Genomic DNA, 19450 nt, shown 5'->3' with positions numbered 1-19450 from the left:
GCGGGACGGCCGGTGGGCCGCCGCCCGGGCGGCTCCGGGCGGCTCCGGGCATCAGCCTTTGTCGCTCCTCCCGCTCCCGCTCACGGTCCCGCTCACGCCCTCGCTCGGCCCTTCGCTTCGTTCCAGGTCCTCCAGCCTCCGGGCGGCCTTCTCCGCTGCCCGTACGGCCCCGGCATGAGCCTGCTCGGCCTGTCGGTGCAGCTGCTTGGCCTCCTGCGCCTCTCGCCGGGCCGCTTCGGCCCGTTGCCGCAGGGCGGCGAGTTCGTCGCTCAGGCCGGCCGCGTCGTCCTCGGCCCGGTCCCGGGCGGCCGTCGCCTCCGCCAGGAGCTCCTCGGCCCGTTGCAGTGCTGCCGATGCCTCCGCAGCCTGTTCCCGTACGGCGGCCGTCCGGGCACGGCGCTTCTCGGCGGCCCGTCCTGCCCGCCGGGACCCGGTTTCCTCGTTGCGGGCGGCCGACCGGGCCCCGGCGGGATCGGCAGGCGGGGGTGCGGCGCCCGGAGCGGGCTCCAGCCCTTCGAACCCCACCGCCACGGCCGGCGCCTTCGCCAGGCAGCCGGACGCCCATCGGCGGGCGGCCTCCTCATCGGCCAGCAACCCGTGGAAGATCTCTCCGACCTCGCGCAGCACCGTCTCCCTGAGCTGCTCCCCCGCCCCGGCCGCCAGCTGTCCGGCCTCCACGGCCAGCGCGCCGATCACCGGGTGCTGCTCGTGCGACAGCGCACGCATCCGCTCGCCGTCGAGCTCCCGGTACGAACGGCGCAGCTCGGCGCCGAGGCGCAGCAGTGCCTCGGCCTGGTCCGGATGGGTGCGGGCGAGCAGGTTCACCGCCCATACGGCCAGGGTCGGCTTGCGCAGTCCGCCGATCGCGGCCGCGGCGGCGGTGTCCTTCTTCCGGCGGGCCCGGGCCACGGCGGCGGCGCGGGCGGCGGTGAAGTCCGCCGGCTTCAGCCCGTACAGCTCGAAGGTCGCCGCCTCCACGTCCACGTCGTCCACGTCCGCGTTCATACCGGCCACCCTGCCCCGCGCCGTGGCTCCGGCCCACGCCGCCACGTCGCTTCCTGTGCATGTTTACGCACGGACGGAGCGTTGGACAGCGCGGTGGACGGACCTGCGAACGCCGGCGCGGGACCCGCGGAAGGCAGACGCGGACTGCAGGGATACGCTCGCGCACGTGATCTTCCAGGGAACAGCCGCCGGGGCCGACGGCCCGCCGACCACGGCCCGGTTGCGGACGGTACTGAACCGTGCCGCACGCGTCGTGATCGTCGAGGGGCAGGTCCCGTCCGACGAGGACGACTCCACCGGCGCACCGCGGATCGACGTGACCGGTGCCGACCTGGCGGACCTGGCCGAGCTCCTGGCCATCGTGGACGGCGGGACCGGCGACCGGTGCCGTTGCAACGGCTGGCCGACGATCATGGTTCACGACGCGAACGGCGAACTCATCGCCCGCTGGACCCTGCACCACCAGACCGGGATCCGCGGGCTCGGTGATGGTGACGCCGACCTGCGTGACGGTCCGGCGCTCACTGCGTGGCTGGCTGAGCACGGCCTGACCGGATCGAGGGAGGCTCAGGCCGAGCTGGCGGCCGAGGAGGCCGTTGCCGAGCGGCGGCGGGCGCGCTGGGTACGGTCCGCGCCGCCCGGACTGACCGAGGCCGCCGAGGCCGTGGCGCAGCCGCCCGGGCGCGATGCTGAAGCGTGGTCACGTGACCTGCGCGACGCCGAGGACCGACTCGCCGCTCTCACCCGGCGCCTCCACCCCGACGGGATCGAGCGGATCCGCGCCCTGCTGGCATGGGCCGGGATCTCCGCCAGGGAGCCCACCGGCGGCCTGATGTGGTACGACCGGGCGGTGGAGCTCCAGCTTCTGGCCGAACCTTCCGACCTCATTTTCGCGGCGTGCGCGGCACAGCCTCCGACTCCGGCTCAACTCGACGGAGCAGCGGGGCTGTTCGGCTCGCTGGAGTGGACCGGAGCACACGGCAGGCACCTGCCCGAGCCGCTGAAGTCACTGCTGATCGCCCACATCGAGGCACACGGAACCGAACCCATGAGGTTCCGGATGCGGCACGGCTACTACGGGGCCGAACGCACGGTCTGACCACACTGGAGCACGACGCCGACGGTGACGTGATCGGGATGGCATTCGGTCCCACAGCGGCCGCGTCGGAAACCTACGTCGCCGATCCGGCCGCCCGTACGGTTCACATCTCGTGGGTCACGATCTGGGTGACGACCCAGATGGCCCAGGCCAGGGGGATGAGGGCCACGTATGACAGCGGCCGCCTGAGGACCGGCGGGCCCGTGTCGAGGTGGGCGCGTCCGGGGAGGGGCGCCGACGGAGGAAGTTTGCTGTACTTCAGGTAGGCCGTCAGATTCCATACGAGCGTGAACGGGTTGAGGATCACCAGGGAGAGCGGTCCCCACCACCCCAGGAACAGGGTCCGGAAGGTCATCTGCCGGACGACCGCTATGCCACAGGCACGGCAGAACGGTCCGTCCAGGTGCTCGAACTTCATCATGATGAGAATGCCCATGTGGGCGCGGACCTTGAAGTTCACGGCGATCCGGGCACCGCAGGCCCGGCACGGGGGCGACGCCTGGCCGGCGGCGGGGGCCGGGCCGGCGTATGCGCTCGGCGCATGTCCGCCGGGGGCCGGGGCGTAGGCGGCCTCTCCGCCTCCGCCCGCGTTGTGGCTGTAGGGGTTGCCCGGAACGGGGGTGTGGCCGGCAGGGTGGTGCGGTGTCGTCATGAGGGGTTCTCCACAAGCTTGTGCGTGTTGACGTCAGTCCATACGGCCCGTCAGAAGGCCGAGTGCATGGACCGGGTGCGCTCCGGGGCGCGACTGAGCCGCTCACCCGAGTCGATCTGATGCGAAGTCACGGGGAGCATCGTGCTCGTGGCCGGCACGGTGCTGATGTGCGTCCGGGAGTTCGCCCTTCACCGGGTAGGCATGCAGGGGTTGTGTCTGAGGTGCTTCCTGCCCAGGAGGTTGATCGTTTCCGGGGCGGAGCCTACCAGGCGGGACCCGCGCGAGCGATCAAGGTATTTGCACATGCGCATCCGGGATGACCGGGTGGGTGGTGTCCTCCGAAGGCTGCGGCAAGTGGCCCTGTACGGACTCCTGACAGGGCACGCGGGGCCGCTGTCGGCGCCGTACAGGCCGACGGCCACGACGGGTGTCCGTCACCGAAGTCCGCTACCGTCGCGCCCTGCAGGGGCACGGACCGGACGGTGGTTCCGCGGTCAGGCGGGCTGCCACAGCTCGACCCGGTTGCCCTCGGGGTCGGTGACCCAGCCGAAGCGACCCACACCTTCCATGTCCTGTGTTCCGTCCGCCACGTCCGCCCCCGCGGCCCGCAACTGCACGAGCATCGCGTCGAGGTCGCGGACCCGGAAGTTGAGCATGGTGCGCTGGGTGCGGGACCCGAAGTAGTCGGTCTCGGGCTCGAACGTCGCGAACACCGTCGGCCCGGCGCCCTGCTGCCAGAGGCCGTGCTCATCTGCGTCCAGCCCCAGGCAGTCGCGGTACCACGCGCTCAGGGCCGCCGGGTCGGAGGCCCGCAGGAAGTATCCGCCGATTCCAAGCACACGTTCCATGCCACCATCCTGCCAGGACGGCGAACGGCCGAGGCTGCACCACACCAACGCGGCTCGCCACGGGGAGCGCCCGAAGCCCGGCCCCGCGACGGGTCGTCGGGGCCGGGCCCGGCCCGGTGCGTGCGCGGATGCGCGGATCCGCGGATCCGCGGATCCGCGAGGCGTACCGCCGCTCAGCCCGCACGAACCATCAGCGGGTTCGGTTCGCGGACCGCCCGTGGACGCCCCCCGTGCTCGCCCTCCGACGGCTCTCGCTCGCGCCCGCTCCGGGTGACCGGTGGATCACACCTTCACGTAGAGGTCGTACAGACCGCCCGCGTTGCGGACGCACTTGGCCTTGCCCGCATAGGAGTCCCGGAGCGAGTAGCACTCCGCCTTGGAGAACTCGCCTATGTGCTCCCAGGCCGGGGCGGCCGCCGGGAGTGCCAGGGCCGCGGGCGTGGCGGCGGCGGCCGCCGTGTCCGCAGTGGTGGCGGCCGAGGCCCCCACCGTGGCCATCATGACGACGGCCGCGCCGGCGGCGAGCGTGGTCAGAGCCCGTTTCACTGTCGTGCGCATGGTTTCTGCCTTTCCATGAGTCTGCTGAGGCCGTTCCCCCGACAGCGGACGCTCAGCGGTAAGTGACGCTCTGGCGAACAGGATTCGCTCCGGCCCGCAGGGAATTCGACTCGTTTCGGTCTGACCCGAACCGAGCGCAGCGGGAAGCATTCGGCCCAGGCAGGTGAGGAGGCCGGTGTGTTGCGACTGCACTTCACCGCGGAGGACCTGGCTCGGGTGAAGGTCGAAGTGCTGGGTCCGCTCGCGGAGACCTCGCTCGGCCTGTGGAACCTCCAGCGGCGTGACGGCAGAGTCCTGTTCGGCGGCTGGCGTGCGCGTACGGGCCCGCTCGTCACCGGCGACGGACCGCACGCCGCGCAGTTCCTCGGCTCACCGGCCGGCGGGCTGGTGGACCTGTTCACCCTGGTGGGGACTGCGGGCTGCATGGACGAGGGGCTGGAGCGGTTGGTCAGTGCGCCCGAGGGCCGGCTGCGCGAGGAGTTCGGCGTGTGCGCCGGTGCGGGCAGGCGGCGGGCTCGGTGGCTGGCCGGGGTGATGGCGGCCGACCGGCAGTCCGTGGGGCGGCTCGCGGGGGCGCTGCGGGACTGCCACCGGGTGGGGGTCGCCTCGTACTGGGGCCGCATCCACCAGCACCTGGACGGCGACGTGGCACGCAGGGGGCGCCTCATGGCCCGGGGCGGAGTGGCGGCGCTGCTGGACGGCATGGGCCCGATGGTCCGGTGGAGGCCGCCGGTGCTGGAGATCCCCGGCTATCGCCCGTTCGTCCACCCGGTCGCCGACTTCCACCTGGCCGGGCGGCCACTGATCCTGGCGCCGTCGGTGTTCTGCGGGCCAGTACCCCAGCTGTTCGCCGGTTCCGGGGCCGACGGCGTGGTCATGGTCTATCCGGCCCTGCACGATCCGGTCGACGCGGCCGCGCTGTGGGCTCCCCCGGCTGACGCACGCCGGGTCGATGCTCCGGTGCCACCGGCTCTGTCCGCGCTCCTCGGACGTACCCGGGCGGTCGTCCTGTGCGTGATCGCCGACCATCCCGCGTCCACCACGACGCAGCTCGCCCGGCGGGCAGGCATCTCGCCGGCGAGCGCCAGCGAGCACGCCACCACGCTGCGCGCCGCCGGACTGACCGCCCTCGCCCGGGAGCGGAAGGCTGCCCTCCATACCCTGACCCACCTCGGCCTCACCTTGCTCAACAGCACCGGTTGTGCGGACCGGCGGTGGCCGGTTTGAGGCTGGACAGCCGACAGGAGCGGCCGGAGCATGGCGCGCAGGTGCGATGACTTTCCCAGGGGGAGGACCGTCAGGATGAGCCGGAACGATGGGGAACCAGGCGGGGGACGGCCGTGGGAGCGGGCTCGCGCGAACGGCAACCCCGGATCGGGGGGACCGGGCGGAACCGGAGGTCCGGGTGAACCGAGTGGACTGTCCCACGAGGCGATTCCACCCGGCGCACGGATGCCGGGCGCCGTCAGGAACCTCCGGATTCTCATGATGGTCCTGGGCGGCCTTCAGGCCGTCCTCGGGCTCGCTCTGGTGACCAACAGCGTGGCCGTCGCCACTGCCGTCTGGGGCGAGGCCGACGCCTCGACGCCGTGTTGCAGCACGCCGGGCGAGGCGAACTCCGGCAAGGTCGTCTTCGCCGGGTTGCTCGTGCTCGCGGTGGCCGCGTGGGGTGTCACGACCGCCCTCAAGTTCCCCAGCCGCCATCAGAATCTGCGGGTTTCCGCCTTCGTCTACGGCTGGACGGCTCTCCCCTTCAGCTGGGCGTTCTTCCAGGTGATGCCCATTCTGGGAGTGATCTGGCTCGTGCCGGCCATCCTGGCGATCGTCCGCCCCAACCAGCCGGAGAGCCGCGCCTGGTTCAGCCATCAGCCCGTCTGACGGGGCGGAGAACCTGCTCCGGCCGACCGGCCGGTCCACGGACCCGCTGGCTGACCCACCGCGCCGACGGACCGACTGGACGGCTGGCTCACTGACCGGCTCGCCTCCCGGCCAAGCAGCGCGACGCAACACCGCGGCAACGGCGCGAAGTCGGGTTCCCGCCGGGAGGAACGATCCTCCGCGGGGCCTCACGGGTGACACCGGGCAGCGCCCGGCCCGGCATCCCGCCGGGTGGCCGTCCGCCTCACCACCATGTGCCCGTGATCCCATCCCACTTGATCGGTGCGCTCTCCGCGCTCGCCCTGCTCGCACCCGCCTCCGCGTACGCGGCATCCGCCCCCTTAGCGCCACCGGCCCCGGCCCCGGCCTTGGACCCGGCCCGGTCGGGCGACTTCTTCGCCGACCTCCCCAAGGGCGGTGACCTGCACAACCATCTGGCCGGTGCGGTGACCACCGAGTTCCTGATCGAACTCGCCGCCGGGGACGGCCTGTGCATCACCACCGACACCACCACCGCCGTGCCCCCTCCGTGCGGGGCGGGCACCCGGCCCGCGGCCGACGCGGTCACCGACGCGGTGTTCCGGCAGCAGGTCATCCGGGCCTGGTCGATGCAGGACTTTCCGGCCGACGGCAACGGCCACGACCACTTCTTCGCGACCTTCGGCAAGTTCGGCGAGGTGCCCTGGCGCCATCCCGGCCGGCTGCTCGCGGAGGTCGCGGGTTCCGCCGCCCGGCAGAACCAGTTCTATCTGGAGACCATGATCTCCCCGGCCTCCGGTCCGGCCCGTGAACTCGCCGACCGCGTCGGTTTCGACGCGGACCTCGGCCGGATGCACGACAAGCTGCTGGCCGCCGGCGGTCTGGACGCGGTGGTCCGGCAGGCACGCGCCGACGCCGACAGCACCGACACCGAGTTCCGCGCCGCGGCGCACTGCGACACCCCGCAGCCCGATGCCGCGTGCTCCCTTCCGTACCGCTGGATCTCCCAGGTCGCCCGCGCCGGCACCCCGCAGCGGGTCTTCACCCAGATGGCCCTCGGCATGCGGCTGGCCGAACGCGACCCGCGCTTCGTCGCCGTCAACCTGGTGCAGCCGGAGGACGACCCGGTCGCCCTGCGCGACTACCGCCTGCACATGCGGATGCTGAACTACCTCAAGACCCAGTACCCGAAGGCGCACATCACCCTGCACGCGGGCGAGCTGGTGCCCGGCCTGGTCAAGCCGGAGGAGCTCACCTTCCACATCAGGGAGGCGGCGCAGACGGGCCGCGCGGAGCGGATCGGGCACGGCGTGTCCGTGCTGCACGAGGACCGCTGGGAGTCGCTCATGCGCTACATGGCCGAGCGGCGGATCGCGGTCGAGGTCCCCTTCCACAGCAACGAGCAGATCCTGCGGGTCTCCGGCGACGCCCACCCCTTCGCCACCTACCGCCGCCACGGCGTCCCGGTCGTCCTGGCCACCGACGACCCGGGCGTGTCCCGGATCGAGATCACCGACGAGTACCGCCGGGCCGCCGAGATGTACGGGCTCGGCTACTCGGAGCTGAAGGACCTGGCCCGGGCCTCTCTGGAGCATTCGTTCCTGCCCGGCCGCGGCCTGTGGAACCATGACGTCCGCACCGGCTACCGGCCGGTCGGCGCGTGCGCCGGCGAGCGCCAGGGCGCCGAGCGTCCGGGCGAGCGGTGCGCCCGCTTCCTGAAGGCCAGCCCGAAGGCGCAGGTCGAGTGGCGGCAGGAGGCGGCCTTCCAGCGCTTCGAGGCCGCCCACGCCCGCACCACCCGCCCCGGCCCGCGCTGACCCTGGAGCCCGGGTAGACGCGGTCGGAGCGACGGCCCGGCCCGTGCCCCTCGCAGGGTGCGGGCCGGCCGCGTGTCCGGATGCCGCGCCGTGACGGATCGGGGCCGGAGGGCCGGACTGAGTACGGTGCACCCGCGATCTGAGTACGAGGACGCCTGCACGGGCCCGGCCGGTCGCGATGGGATGGAGGCATGAACGCATCAGCCCCCGTCCCCGCAGCTCCCCCGGCCGCAGCCGCAGGCGCACCCGAGAAGGACCGGACACGGTTCCTGGCGGTCCTGTCCGCCGTCCTGTTCGTTCCGGCGGCCGTGCTGGCCGGCGTACTGACCCTCGCCTCCTACCAGGCGTCGCGCTGCCTGACGTACGGGGAGCAGTGCTCCCCCGGGCTGCCGGGGTGGGTGTTCTGGGCGGGTGCCGGTGTCGCCGCCGCAGGGCTCGTGACGGCGCTGGCCGCGTCGGCCGCGCGGGTGCGGAAGGTGGCGTTCGCCGCTCAGGTCCTCGCCGAGTGCACGGCGCTGCTGGTCATCCTCAGCCACGCCTGAGCCGCGGGTGCGCAGGGTGTACCCGGCGTGACCCGGGTGGTCGATTCCCGGGTGCCGGATCGGTGGTGGGCGCGCACAGTGGGGTCCTGAGGGCGATACGACCGTCCTCGACGACAGTGCGGCGATGGCCTCAGGCACACCCGTGCACCTCGTACGGGCGGACTCGGGCAGTGGTTACCGGTCTCGTGCGCCGTGCCATGAAGCGCCCCGGCGCGGACGCGTGAGGATGCCCGCCATGACCCAGCCAGCCCAGCCAGCCCAGCCCGCCCGGTCCGCCGACCTCTCCGGCCTCGCCGACGTCTCCGAGTCCGCCGGGTCCGCCTCGTCGGCCCAGCCGCGCCCGGCGGACCACGTCATCGTCATCTTCGGTGCCACGGGAGACCTGGCCCGGCGCAAACTGCTGCCCGGCCTGTTCCACCTCGCCAAGGCGGGGCTGATGCCGAAGCGCTACCGCATCGTGGGTTCCGCCCCGGCGGCCGAGGCCCTGAGCGACGAGGAGTTCCGCGCCCACGCGCGGCAGGCTGTGGCGGAGTTCGGTCGCTCCGGCCCCGAGGGCCCCGACTGGCAGGAGTTCGAGGCCGCCCTGTCCTTCGGCTCGGCCGACTCGAATGCCCCGGAGCCGCTGGTGGAGGCGGTGCGCCGGGCCGAGCAGGCCGTCGGAGGCACTCCGCGACGGCTCTTCCATCTCGCCGTACCGCCCGTCGCGTTCACCTCGATGGTCGATCTGCTCGGCGCCACGGACCTCGCGCAGGACGCCCGGGTCATCGTCGAGAAGCCGTTCGGGACCGACCTCGAGTCCGCCCGCGCGCTCAACGCAGCCATCCACGCCGCCTTCGACGAGTCCCGCGTGTTCCGCATCGACCATTTCCTGGGCAAGGAGGCGGTGGACAACATCCTCGCCCTCCGGTTCGCCAACGGTCTCTTCGAACCACTCTGGAACCGCGAGCACATCAGCCATGTGCAGATCGATGTGCCCGAGCAGATCGACATCCAGGGCCGCGCGCACTTCTTCGAAGGCACCGGCACCTTCCGCGACATGATCGTCACTCACCTGTTCCAGCTGCTCGGATTCGTCGCGATGGAACCACCGGTCGTCCTCGACGGCCAGTCGCTCAGGGACGAGCAGGTCAAGGTCTTCCGGAGCATGCGGCCGCTGGACCCAGCTCAGGTCGTGCGCGGGCAGTACACCGGCTACCGGGACCAGCCCGGCGTGGATCCGGCCTCGGACACGGAGACCTTCGTCGCGCTGCGCGTCGAGATCGACAACTGGCGTTGGGCAGGGGTCCCTTTCCTCCTGCGCTCGGGCAAGGCGCTGGCCGAGGGCCGGCACGTCGTCACCCTGGGCCTGCGCGAGCCCGTCCTCGGCATGTTCCCGCTGGACGCGCGGGCCGCTGCCGACGGCCGCGGCAACGAACTCGTCATCGACTTCGCCGATCCGGGCTCGATCACCGCCCGGTTCCTCGTCAAGAAGCCGGGACCCGCCATGCAGTTGGCGGAGGCCGACATGGTCTTCGGCTACCGGAGCTCCTTCACCGCCGACAACTCCCTGGAGGGCTACGAGCACCTCCTCCTGGAGGCCATGCTCGGTGACCAGTCCTTCTTCACCCGGTCCGACGGCATCGAGCGCCTCTGGGAGGTCGCGGCGCCGCTGCTCGAAGCACCCCGCCCCGTGGAGCCGTACGCCCCCGGCAGCTGGGGGCCGGACAGCATCGACGCGCTCGTCGCCCCCCACCGGTGGCACCTTCCCGACACACGCTGACGGGTCCGGAGCGAGGTGATCGCCGACGCGGGGAGTGCCGGGCGAGGGAACGCAGCTGCGTACGCCGGCGCGCGTGGCGGCCCGGTTGCTGTTCCGTCGCCGCCGCTGTGGGCGAGGGGGGCCACCTGCACGGCGGCCGTCGATCTGCTGCTGGCGTTAGCTCCCCGGGCCGGAGCCACGTACGAGCCGCCCGCCCACCGGCTGGCGGACGAAGCCGCCCGGGGCCCGGGATAGCCTGCGCCGATGATGCGCGCCTGGATCCTGCCGATACTGCTCGTCGCCTGCGGCTTGCTCGCCGCGGGTGCCCTCGTGGGCAAGGGGTCGCCCGGAGCCGGCGTTGCCCTCCTGCTCCTGCTCGTCCTGCTGGCGGGGCTGAACTCCCCACTGGCGTTCCCGCGGTCGGTCGGCGCGGCCGAAGCACAGCGCCGCAGCGCGGCCGACGGGCGGCCGGTCGTCTACTGGCGTCCGGGCTGCGCGTACTGTCTGCGCCTGCGGATCCGGCTGGGCCGCGGCGCCCACCGGCTGCACTGGGTCGACATCTGGCGCGACCCGGCGGGCGCCGCCGCGGTACGGGCGTTCAACGGGGGCGACGAAACCGTACCGACCGTCGTGGTGGCGGGCCGGCCGCACGTGAACCCCGACGTCGAATGGGTACGCACACAGGCGGCCGCCCGCCCACGGGATTGAGCGACTGATTCCCCATGATGGTCGTCGTGCAGCGGGCCATGGGCTGCGGCCCATGGAATCGTTGATCACTTGCCTCCGTGAGCAGGACGAAGCTGCCCGCTTTCTCGCCTGGCCGGGTGACTTCGACCTGGACCGAGGCGATCATGTCGAGGAAGTGCACCTCGCCTCGGGCTCCTCGCTCGAGGGGTTCGCCGGCGACGGTGCCGGCGGCACGTACTTCTTCTGCGGTGAAGGCGGCGAGGAACGTCCCATCCTCTATGCCGACTCCGAAGGAGGTTCGGCTCTGGTTGCCATCGGCCTCCCCGAGCTGGTGCGGCTGCTGCTGGTGCTCCCGTGGTGGCGCGACTGCCGGGCATTCACGGTTGAGGAGAGTCGTGGCCTCGAGGCCGAGTATCTGGAGGACATGCCGGACCTCGTGACCCGAAGAGACCGTGCTGCCGCGGCCCTTGGCCTCGACCTTCCGGACCGGGCAGAGGTCCTGGACCGCTTGCGCGAGGTGGCCACGCAGCCGGGAGAAGACTTCGTTCTGATCCTCACGTCGGAGGGCCACCCCTACGAGCCACTCTTCACACGCTGAAGCCACACCCGGGCCCCCACCCCGCCACCACGGCAAGGAGAGCGGTGCGCAGGCCCCGGACCGCTATACCTCGCCGATGGGGCGGAAGTTGGCTGCACGGCATAACCACCTGCACGCAGCCCGTACCGCCGGCTTCCTCAGCACGGTCGGTCCTCCCGACTCGGATGTGTTCACCTGCCGGGCGGACGTCGAGGATCCTTACGGTCCGGACGTCGACGAGGAATCCCAGTGGTCCCTCTCCACGGAAAAGGAGTGGTACCTGGGACTCGACCCCGGCTGTGACCTCCCCGAACGAGCGTGACGACGAACCCCGGACCACCCTGTTCCATGGTCGAACCGATCGGTACACTTCCCCTCCGGCGGACCACCGGCCCCACCCGCACCGCCTTTCCTCCACACCCCCTTCTTCTCTTCTCGGAGCGGCTCCTTCATGCCGCCGCCGGGTCCGGAAAGGCTTGCTTCCCCCGTGACAACTCGTACCCGGCTGACGGCCCTGGCGACGACGGCCGTCCTCGCCACGACCAGTGGTGTTCTGGTGAGCGCCCCCACCGCGGTTGCAGTCGGCCTCGAATCCCCGGCCGACGCGCCGTCCGCGCCCTCCGCCTCGGCCAAAACGCCCAAGGCCCGGGGGGCCAATCCCGGCTGGACGAATCCGCTCGCCCGCCCCGCCCAGCCCACCGGGCTGCGGGGCTCCTACGACGGGGTCGTCAACCAGGCGAGCCTGTGGTGGACGGCGAGCAAGGAGACCAACCTCGCGGGCTACCGCGTGTACCGCCGGCTCGACACCACCGACTGGTCCCAGGTCAGCGGCTCCGCCCTGCTCACCACCCCGTACTTCGTCGACACTCCGAACCCGACCGGTCAGACCGTCCACTACCAGGTCCGTGCCGTCAGCAAGACCGGCCGTGAATCCGAGGGCAGCCTCGCCGTCTCGGCCATCACGGCGGACCGGACGGCTCCGGTCGCCCCTTCCGGCCTCAGAATCAGCCACGACTTCTTCACGGCCACGCTTCGCTGGCAGCCGGTGGCCGACGCCGCCAAGTACGAGGTGTACGCCGCCGCGAGCGCCGCGGGTCCCTACACCCTGCTCGGGACTTCGACCGGGCCCTCGTACGACGACTACAACCCGCCCCGCACGACGCTGCGGTACTACCGCGTCCGAGCGTTGGACGCGCGCGGCAACCCGTCGGCGTACTCCGCAGTCGTCACCGGCGACGGCATCGACCGGACACCGCCGCCGGCCCCGACCTCGCTGAGCTCCTACGTCGAGGCCACCCGGACGCACCTGTACTGGAAGATGTCCGACTCGTTCGACAACGACCGGGCGAACGGTGGGCACTTCCGTGTGTACCGCTCACCGGGCCAGACCCTCGATCCCTCCCACCTCACCCGCGTGACCTGCGTGAAGGTGGGCGACAACGGCGACGGGCTGTGCACCGACGAGAGCATGGCCCCCGGATCCCACTACACCTACGCCGTTACCGCGGTGGACATGACGGGCAACGAGTCGGCCCTGTCCGCCCCGGTCACCCTCCGCAGCGGCGACCGGGTGGCTCCCGGCCCGGTCACCGGTCTGAAGGCCACGCCCCGCAACGACGGGATGCTGCTGAGCTGGTCGGCCCCCGCCGAGGACGACGTCACCTCGTACGTCGGCCTGCGCGGCGTCCGCCAGCCAGACGGCACGATCCGCTGGCTCGACCGGTGCACCGACGAGGGCTCCGACGCGCTGGCAATGCTCTGCGCCGGCATGCCCGACGGCGAGACCAACGTCTACGTGGTGGTCGCCAAGGACCGTTGGGACAACGCGCTCGCGAGCAGCGACCCCCAGGTGGCCACGGTCACGGCCACCGAGCTGGACCTCCGTCCGCCGGTCACCCTCCCCACCCAGGGGCTGGAGATGCTCGGCATGTCGTGGAGCACCCTGGTCACCGGAGAGGACAGCCCCGGCATCTACTGGTGGTGCAGGGAAGCCTCCCTGTGCACCGGGATAGCCGGTTACCGGGTCTCCCGGTGGAACCCGTCCACGGCGGCGTACGAGCCGCTCCACACCGGGCTGCTGCCGGTCACGACCGAGAAGTACCAGGACCAGTCGGGCGCCCCGGGTGGCACGTACTTCTACACTTTCGAGGCGCTGCGTGCGGACGGCACCGCCGTCGTGACGCACTCGTGGGGCTGCGTCCGCCCGGCGTTCGTCTGATCTCGCGGCGCGGACAGAGGGACGCGGGACGCCGTGTATCGCGGGCGTATCGGATTTCGCATACGCCACCGCAACGGCTCCCTGTGTCGAATGGCGGCATGAACGACAACACATCCCTGTCGGCACCGTCCCGTCGGACGCGCGGGAGGGTGCTCCTCGGCCTGGCGGTACTCGCTCTGGCGGGCGCCCTGTTCGTCGTGCGGCGGCCGCTCATGATGTCCGCTCCGACGTGCATGGCCGGCCGGTGGCACGGCTGCTTCGACACGTTCAACGGTGTGGTGCTCATGACGCTCGTCGTCGTGCCGCTCGGCGTACTGGTGGCCTGGGCGCTGGCCCGTCGGCGGCGTGCGGCCGGCATCGCGGGGGCGTGGCCGATGTCGCTGGCCGACGTGGGGATGGTCCACGGGACGGTGCCGTTCGTGTGGATGACCATGATGCCGGGCTCCGGGGCCGGGATCGTGCCCGGCCGGGTGAGCCTGGTGCCGCTGCGGGACCTCGTCACGATGGGGCCGCTCGGGATCGGCGGCAACCTGCTGGTCTTCGCCGCGCTGGGGTTCTTCGCCCCGATGCGGTTCGCGGCGCTGGGATCCTTGCCGCGGATCCTGGCGCTCGGGGCGGGCTGCTCGGTCGTGGTCGAGGCCGCGCAGTACGTCCTGCGGCTGGACCGGGTGTCGTCCGTGGACGACGTACTGGTCAACGCCGCGGGCGCAGCGCTGGCCGCGCTGGCGTCGCGCCGCTGGTGGCGCACGACGGTACAGGCCTCGGCGGACCTGCCTCGCCCGGTGCCGACGCCGGCGCCGGCCTCGGCAGGCTGAGCAGCCGGCGCCCGGACGGCACGTCCTGGCGGCGCGTCGGGGCAGTGGGTCGGGGCAGTGGGTCGGGGCAGTGGGTCGGGGCAGTGGGTCCGGTGTGCTCGCGCGGTTGCATACATCGCGGCACACGCCGTTGCATACGTCGGCGATATGTCGCTCTGCTTAGGCTTCGGACATGCGCGTACTGATCGTCGAGGACGAGCCCTACCTGGCGGAAGCCGTCCGTGACGGTCTGCGGCTGGAGGCCATCGCGGCCGACATCGCCGCCGACGGCGACTCCGCCCTGGAGCTGCTCGGCGTCAACTCCTACGACCTCGCCGTCCTGGACCGCGACATCCCCGGGCCCTCCGGCGACGAGGTCGCCCGGCGCATCGTCGCCTCCGGCAGCGGCATCCCGATCCTCATGCTCACCGCCGCCGACCGGATCGACGACAAGGCGTCCGGGTTCGGGCTCGGCGCCGACGACTACCTCACCAAACCGTTCGAGCTGCGGGAGCTGGTCCTGCGGCTGAGGGCGCTCGACCGCAGGCGCGCCCACGCCCGGCCGCCGGTCCGCGAGATCGCGGGCCTGCGGCTCGATCCCTTCCGGCGGGAGGTCTTCCGCGACGGACGCCACGTCGCGCTCACCCGCAAACAGTTCGCGGTCCTGGAAGTCCTCGTGGCCGCCGAGGGCGGGGTCGTCAGCGCCGAGGGGCTGCTGGAACGGGCCTGGGACGAGAACGCCGACCCCCTCACCAACGCCGTGCGCATCACCGTCTCCGCACTGCGCAAACGGCTCGGCGAACCATCGATCATCGCCACCGTGCCGGGCGTCGGCTACCGGATCGACACCGGTACGGACGCCATCGCGCCCGGTCGTACGCATGCGTAGACGCCCGGGGCTCAGCGCCCGGCTGAAACTCACCCTCAGCTACGCCGGGTTCCTCGCCGTCGCCGGCGCTCTCCTGCTGGCCGTGGTGTGGGTGTTCCTGCTGCGCTACGTACCCGACAACTCCCAGGGCCTTCTCGGGATCTCGCCCAACCGCTATCTCCTCGTACGGACCTTCGCCCCGGCCGCGACCGTGGCGATGCTCTTCCTGCTCGTGTTCGGCCTCGTCGGTGGCTGGATCCTCGCCGGCCGGATGCTCGCACCGCTCGCGCAGATCACGGAGGCCGCACGGATGGCCGGGGACGGGTCGCTGTCCCACCGGATCCGGATGACCGGCCGTCACGACGAATTCCGTGAACTCGCCGACGCGTTCGACTCGATGCTCCGACAGCTCGAGTCCCACGTCGACGAGCAGCAGAGGTTCGCGGCGAACGCCTCCCACGAGCTGCGCACTCCGCTGGCGATCTCGCGGACGCTCCTCGATGTCGCCCTCAAGGACCCCACGCGTGACCGGGGCGAGCTCATCGAGCGCCTTCAGGCCGTCAACACGCGGGCGATCGACCTCACCGAGGCCCTGCTGCTGCTCAGCCGCGGCGACAGCGGAAGCTTCGCCCGCGAGAGCGTCGACCTCTCCCTCGTCGCCGAAGAGGCCGCGGAAACGCTGCTTCCCCTCGCGGAACAGCGTCGTATCACGCTCGAGGTCGACGGCGGGGCGGCCCGGACCTGCGGCTCGGCGGAGCTCCTGCTGCGGATGGCGATGAACCTCGTCCAGAACGCCGTGGTCCACAACCTGCCCGCCGGGGGCACCGTGACGGTCCACACCGAGGCGTACGGCGACACGAGCGTGCTGCGGGTCGAGAACACGGGCCGTCGCGTCCCACCGGATCTGGTCCCGACCCTGACCGAACCCTTCCGGCGGGGATCGGAACGCGTACGCACCGACGAGCACGCCGGTGTCGGGCTCGGCCTGGCCATCGTGCACAGCATCGTCCGCGCCCACGGGGGGACCCTCGACCTCGTCCCCCGCCCTGCCGGGGGTCTCGTCGTCACGGTCCGGCTTCCCGGCACCCCGTAGACATCGTCCCCGAGCCGGCCTTGTGCCACCCGCCCCACCGGGCGTCACGGCGCACCTGCCGTGCCGAGCCCCGCCACGCGCCTGGCTTCGAGCATCTGCCCTTCGGCGAGAACAAACCCGGCCGGCGGGCGGTCAGGACCGCCCGCCGGTCCCGCCTCCACGTTGCCCCCGCACCATGTCGTCAGAGGGCAGGACAGCGTGGTCCGATGCTGCTGCGTCAGGCTGAGTCAGCGAGAGACCGAGGCTCTGCCGCATGGCCCGGCGCATCTCGCTGAGCTGGTCCCAGCACTCCACGATCCGGGCGTGCGCCTGTTCCAGCGACTCGCCCTCCCGTCGCGGCGGGATTCCGCCGTCGAGGCGCTTGAGGACCCCGTACATCCGGCTGAGCCTGCGGTGGACGTCATCGGCGGAGGCAAGTACTTCGTCGGGGATACGCATCTGCGCCTCGGAGTACCGGGCACGGTGCTCGCGACGGTGACTCCGCGCCGCGTTGCCGTGCAGGATCTCCCCATGGACAACAAGGTCATGGCACGGCTCGACGAGGCGGTGTCCTCAGGGGCACTGGTCCGCGTCCACCACTCGGGGATCCGGGACGCGGACCGGCTCGACGGCTTCGTCGTCGGGACGAGCGCCGCCTGGACGCTGATCGCCCTGTGCAGTGACGTCCAGCTCGACGGCTGGGCAGCCGTGCGTACCGCGGACATCAGCAAGGTCCGGTGGCGGGGCGGGGAGGACAGCCTGACCGTACGGGCGCTGCGCCGGCGCGGGCTCTGGCCCGCCCGGGCGCCGCAGCCCGAGCTTGCACTGGACGGGCTGGCGGAGCTGGCGGAGGGCGCCTCCGGTGCCTTCGGGCTGGTGTCCGTGCACGTCGAGCGGCACGCGCCGGACGCCTGCTGGATCGGCGAGGTGGCCGCGGTGCGGCCGAAGTCGCTGCGGCTGCGGGAGGTGGACCCCGACGCGCGGTGGCAGCCGAAGCCGTCGAAGTTCCCGTTCAAGCACGTCACGCGCCTGGGCTTCGGCGGGCGGTACGAGCGGACCCTGCTGGAGTTCGCCGGCCCGAACCGCTGACACGAGGGCAGATGGGGCGGCGCCCCCTCAGGCCCCGTCCGCCCCCGCGGGGGCGGTGATCCGGCGGACGGACTCCACCACCGCCGTCCGGTGCTCGGCGAGCCGCTCGGCCGCCCACGCGGCGCCCGCCGATCCCGCCGCGGGGCCGCCCACCGCGCCGAACCACGCCTGCGACAGGCCCATGACCAGGGTCAGCACGTCGGCCGCGCCGATGCCTGCGTCGATCCGGCCCGCTTCCTGCGCCTGCCGCACCGCCGCGATCTTGCCCTCGTACGACGACGCCTCCGCCTCCGTGGATCCCGGGCGCTCCAGCTGCTTCCACAGCACGAGGCGCATCAGCTCCGGGCGCTCGACGAGATGGTCGAAGATCGCTCCCGCATAGCCGGGCAGGTCCTCGACGTCGAACGGAACGGACTCCGAGCCCGTCGCGAGGGCGCGCTGGAGCACCGCGTCGAAGAGCTGCTCCTTGTTGCCGTAGTAGACGTAGATGAGCCGCTTGTTCGCCTGCGCCGCCTCGGCGATGCGGTCGACGCGCGCGCCTGCGATGCCGTACGTCGCGAACTCGGTGAAGGCCGCGTCGAGCAGGCGCGCCTTCGTCGCGTGGGAATCCCGTGCCATGGGCCGCAGCCTAGCAAGTAACTATCCAGTTATTGACAAACGGAACCGACGCGTCGCAAACTCTATCTATCCAGTTAGTTACTTTCTTTCGAGGAGCACACCATGGAGATCCGCGCACTGGGCACCCAGGGACTGAAGGTCGGCGCCGAAGGCCTCGGCCTGATGGGGATGAGCGCCCACTACGGCGCCACGGACGAGACCGAGTCCCTCGCCACGATCGACCGCGCCCTGGAGCTGGGCGTCACCCTCCTCGACACCGCCGAGGGCTACGGTCCCTTCCGCAACGAGCAGCTGCTCGGCAAGGCCCTCTCGGGCCGCCGCGAGCAGGCCGTGGTCGCCACGAAGACCGGCATCGAGTTCACCGACGAAGGCACCTTCCTCGGCCACAACGCGGGCCCCGAGTACATCCGCCGCTCGGCCGACCGCTCCCTGCGCCACCTGGGCACCGACCACATCGACCTCTACTACCTGCACCGCGTCGACCCGAACGTGCCGATCGAGGAGAGCATGGGCGCCATGGCCGAACTGGTCGAGGCGGGCAAGGTCCGCCACGTCGGACTGTGCGAGGTCTCCCCCACCACGATCGCCCGCGCCCACGCGGTGCACCCGCTGACCGCCGTACAGACCGAGTACAGCCTCTTCGAGCGCGGAATCGAGCACGACGGCGTCCTCGACACCCTCCGCGAACTCGGGATCGGGCTCGTCGCCTACTCCCCGCTCGGCCGCGGCTTCCTCTCCGGTGCCATCACCAGCCCCGACGACTTCGCCGCGGACGACTTCCGCCGCACCGACCCCCGGTTCCAGGGCGAGAACTTCCACCGCAACCTCGCCGTGGTGGACCAGGTGCGCCGGCTCGCCGCCGAGAAGGGCGTCACCCCCTCGCAGCTGGCCCTGGCCTGGACCCTCCACCAGGGCGCGGTCCCCATCCCCGGCACCAAGCGCCGCCGCTACCTCGATGAGAACATCGCCGCCACCGCCGTGACGATCACCCCCGCCGAGCTTGCCGCCATCGACGCCGTGGCCCCGCACGGGGTGGCCTCGGGCGACCGCTACTCCCCCGAGCTGATGGCCTCCCTGAACGGTTGATCCTGCCAGGGTGCGGAAGACCGGGCCGGGGGCGGCACTGCGGGGCCGACCACCCGCGCCGCCGCCTGGGCGACCGTACGCGCCCACGGCAGAGCCGTCCGGGTGCGTGCGGGTGGCGACAGCGCTGACCGGGCACGACGATCCGGCCGACGCCGATGTCGCCGCCTGCGCCGAGGCGGATCCGCCTGCGCCGAGGCGGATCCGGAGCCGTTCCTGGACACGGCCGTCGAACGCCGGCTCGGCACCGGCGCACTGCTGCGGGCCCTGCGGGCGGCGCACGGCGGGCATCGAACGCCCTGGGCGGTCCGCACTCGACGGAGGCTGT

20 protein-coding genes are annotated in these 19450 nt (G+C 72.1%); 15 read left to right on the top strand and 5 right to left on the bottom strand.

All coding sequences use genetic code 11. The features are described from left to right. Window positions 1–51 precede the first annotated feature (51 nt). The gene (locus OG753_RS39255; RefSeq protein WP_405792374.1) at window positions 52–1005 is read right to left on the bottom strand and encodes a hypothetical protein; all 954 of its coding nucleotides are present in this window, start codon (window positions 1003–1005) and stop codon (window positions 52–54) included. 166 nt (window positions 1006–1171) lie between these two features. Between OG753_RS39255 and OG753_RS39250 the strand changes: the two genes are divergently transcribed. Next, window positions 1172–2104: a hypothetical protein gene (locus OG753_RS39250; protein WP_405792372.1), complete on the top strand. Its 933-nt coding sequence runs from the start codon at window positions 1172–1174 to the stop codon at window positions 2102–2104. Window positions 2105–2207: 103 nt separating this feature from the next. Here OG753_RS39250 and OG753_RS39245 read toward each other — a convergent pair whose 3' ends face one another. The 3 genes from OG753_RS39245 to OG753_RS39235 form a co-directional block, all read right to left on the bottom strand. Next, complete coding sequence (locus OG753_RS39245; RefSeq protein WP_405792370.1) at window positions 2208–2756, bottom strand: hypothetical protein; 549 nt, start codon at window positions 2754–2756, stop codon at window positions 2208–2210. A gap of 494 nt (window positions 2757–3250) precedes the next feature. Beyond that, complete coding sequence (locus OG753_RS39240) at window positions 3251–3604, bottom strand: VOC family protein (RefSeq protein WP_405792368.1); 354 nt, start codon at window positions 3602–3604, stop codon at window positions 3251–3253. A gap of 282 nt (window positions 3605–3886) precedes the next feature. Continuing rightward, window positions 3887–4162 carry a hypothetical protein gene (locus tag OG753_RS39235; protein ID WP_327266541.1) on the bottom strand — a complete coding sequence of 92 codons (276 nt, stop codon included), beginning with the start codon at window positions 4160–4162 and terminating at the stop codon, window positions 3887–3889. Between the two features lie 177 nt (window positions 4163–4339). Here OG753_RS39235 and OG753_RS39230 point away from each other — a divergent pair, with 177 nt between their 5' ends. From OG753_RS39230 to OG753_RS39170, 13 genes are all read left to right on the top strand, one after another. Next, on the top strand, window positions 4340–5389 hold the full coding sequence (locus OG753_RS39230) for a winged helix-turn-helix domain-containing protein (protein ID WP_405792366.1): 1050 nt from the start codon (window positions 4340–4342) through the stop codon (window positions 5387–5389). Window positions 5390–5647: 258 nt separating this feature from the next. Next, window positions 5648–6040, top strand: coding sequence for a hypothetical protein (locus tag OG753_RS39225; protein WP_405792364.1), 393 nt, complete (start codon window positions 5648–5650; stop codon window positions 6038–6040). 260 nt (window positions 6041–6300) lie between these two features. Then, window positions 6301–7836 (top strand): adenosine deaminase, encoded by a 1536-nt coding sequence (locus OG753_RS39220; protein ID WP_405792362.1) that lies wholly within the window; start codon window positions 6301–6303, stop codon window positions 7834–7836. A 191-nt stretch (window positions 7837–8027) separates the two neighbouring features. Next, window positions 8028–8378, top strand: coding sequence for a hypothetical protein (locus tag OG753_RS39215; protein ID WP_405792360.1), 351 nt, complete (start codon window positions 8028–8030; stop codon window positions 8376–8378). Between the two features lie 235 nt (window positions 8379–8613). Further along, window positions 8614–10137: a glucose-6-phosphate dehydrogenase gene (gene zwf / locus OG753_RS39210; protein ID WP_405792358.1), complete on the top strand. Its 1524-nt coding sequence runs from the start codon at window positions 8614–8616 to the stop codon at window positions 10135–10137. A 243-nt stretch (window positions 10138–10380) separates the two neighbouring features. Next, window positions 10381–10824, top strand: a complete 444-nt coding sequence (locus tag OG753_RS39205; protein WP_405792356.1) for a glutaredoxin domain-containing protein — start codon at window positions 10381–10383, stop codon at window positions 10822–10824. Between the two features lie 52 nt (window positions 10825–10876). Continuing rightward, window positions 10877–11401 (top strand): hypothetical protein, encoded by a 525-nt coding sequence (locus OG753_RS39200; RefSeq protein WP_405792354.1) that lies wholly within the window; start codon window positions 10877–10879, stop codon window positions 11399–11401. Between the two features lie 88 nt (window positions 11402–11489). Beyond that, window positions 11490–11702 carry a hypothetical protein gene (locus OG753_RS39195; RefSeq protein WP_405792352.1) on the top strand — a complete coding sequence of 71 codons (213 nt, stop codon included), beginning with the start codon at window positions 11490–11492 and terminating at the stop codon, window positions 11700–11702. 165 nt (window positions 11703–11867) lie between these two features. Then, window positions 11868–13598, top strand: coding sequence for a fibronectin type III domain-containing protein (locus OG753_RS39190; protein WP_405792350.1), 1731 nt, complete (start codon window positions 11868–11870; stop codon window positions 13596–13598). A gap of 98 nt (window positions 13599–13696) precedes the next feature. Next, the gene (locus tag OG753_RS39185) at window positions 13697–14413 is read left to right on the top strand and encodes a VanZ family protein (protein WP_405792348.1); all 717 of its coding nucleotides are present in this window, start codon (window positions 13697–13699) and stop codon (window positions 14411–14413) included. Window positions 14414–14585: 172 nt separating this feature from the next. Beyond that, entirely contained in the window at window positions 14586–15281 is a 696-nt protein-coding gene (locus OG753_RS39180) for a response regulator transcription factor (RefSeq protein ID WP_405792346.1), read from the top strand. After that, window positions 15274–16353 carry a sensor histidine kinase gene (locus OG753_RS39175; RefSeq protein ID WP_405792344.1) on the top strand — a complete coding sequence of 360 codons (1080 nt, stop codon included), beginning with the start codon at window positions 15274–15276 and terminating at the stop codon, window positions 16351–16353. The genes OG753_RS39180 and OG753_RS39175 overlap by 8 nt, the downstream gene beginning before the upstream one ends. Window positions 16354–16656: 303 nt before the next feature. Then, a complete protein-coding gene (locus tag OG753_RS39170; protein ID WP_405792342.1) occupies window positions 16657–17421 on the top strand; it encodes a hypothetical protein in 765 nt (254 codons plus the stop codon). 27 nt (window positions 17422–17448) lie between these two features. Here OG753_RS39170 and OG753_RS39165 read toward each other — a convergent pair whose 3' ends face one another. Beyond that, on the bottom strand, window positions 17449–18039 hold the full coding sequence (locus OG753_RS39165; protein ID WP_327266527.1) for a TetR family transcriptional regulator: 591 nt from the start codon (window positions 18037–18039) through the stop codon (window positions 17449–17451). Between the two features lie 102 nt (window positions 18040–18141). Between OG753_RS39165 and OG753_RS39160 the strand changes: the two genes are divergently transcribed. Continuing rightward, a complete protein-coding gene (locus OG753_RS39160) occupies window positions 18142–19125 on the top strand; it encodes an aldo/keto reductase (protein WP_405792340.1) in 984 nt (327 codons plus the stop codon). Window positions 19126–19450 lie beyond the last annotated feature (325 nt).

The sequence above is a fragment of the Streptomyces sp. NBC_00029 genome, from assembly GCF_045160505.1.
GTDB lineage: Bacteria > Actinomycetota > Actinomycetes > Streptomycetales > Streptomycetaceae > Streptomyces.
This window is presented reverse-complemented; position numbering and strand designations above follow the sequence as displayed.

Excerpts from the sequence above, each read along its gene's own strand:
- OG753_RS39255 (WP_405792374.1), bottom strand. The coding sequence starts at position 1,005 with ATGAACGCGGACGTGGACGACGTGGACGTGGAGGCGGCGACCTTCGAG.
- OG753_RS39245 (WP_405792370.1), bottom strand. The coding sequence starts at position 2,756 with ATGACGACACCGCACCACCCTGCCGGCCACACCCCCGTTCCGGGCAAC.
- OG753_RS39240 (WP_405792368.1), bottom strand. The coding sequence starts at position 3,604 with ATGGAACGTGTGCTTGGAATCGGCGGATACTTCCTGCGGGCCTCCGAC.
- OG753_RS39235 (WP_327266541.1), bottom strand. The coding sequence starts at position 4,162 with ATGCGCACGACAGTGAAACGGGCTCTGACCACGCTCGCCGCCGGCGCG.
- OG753_RS39225 (WP_405792364.1), top strand. The coding sequence starts at position 5,648 with ATGATGGTCCTGGGCGGCCTTCAGGCCGTCCTCGGGCTCGCTCTGGTG.
- OG753_RS39215 (WP_405792360.1), top strand. The coding sequence starts at position 8,028 with ATGAACGCATCAGCCCCCGTCCCCGCAGCTCCCCCGGCCGCAGCCGCA.
- zwf (WP_405792358.1), top strand. The coding sequence starts at position 8,614 with ATGACCCAGCCAGCCCAGCCAGCCCAGCCCGCCCGGTCCGCCGACCTC.
- OG753_RS39205 (WP_405792356.1), top strand. The coding sequence starts at position 10,381 with ATGATGCGCGCCTGGATCCTGCCGATACTGCTCGTCGCCTGCGGCTTG.
- OG753_RS39200 (WP_405792354.1), top strand. The coding sequence starts at position 10,877 with ATGGAATCGTTGATCACTTGCCTCCGTGAGCAGGACGAAGCTGCCCGC.
- OG753_RS39185 (WP_405792348.1), top strand. The coding sequence starts at position 13,697 with ATGAACGACAACACATCCCTGTCGGCACCGTCCCGTCGGACGCGCGGG.
- OG753_RS39180 (WP_405792346.1), top strand. The coding sequence starts at position 14,586 with ATGCGCGTACTGATCGTCGAGGACGAGCCCTACCTGGCGGAAGCCGTC.
- OG753_RS39175 (WP_405792344.1), top strand. The coding sequence starts at position 15,274 with ATGCGTAGACGCCCGGGGCTCAGCGCCCGGCTGAAACTCACCCTCAGC.
- OG753_RS39165 (WP_327266527.1), bottom strand. The coding sequence starts at position 18,039 with ATGGCACGGGATTCCCACGCGACGAAGGCGCGCCTGCTCGACGCGGCC.
- OG753_RS39160 (WP_405792340.1), top strand. The coding sequence starts at position 18,142 with ATGGAGATCCGCGCACTGGGCACCCAGGGACTGAAGGTCGGCGCCGAA.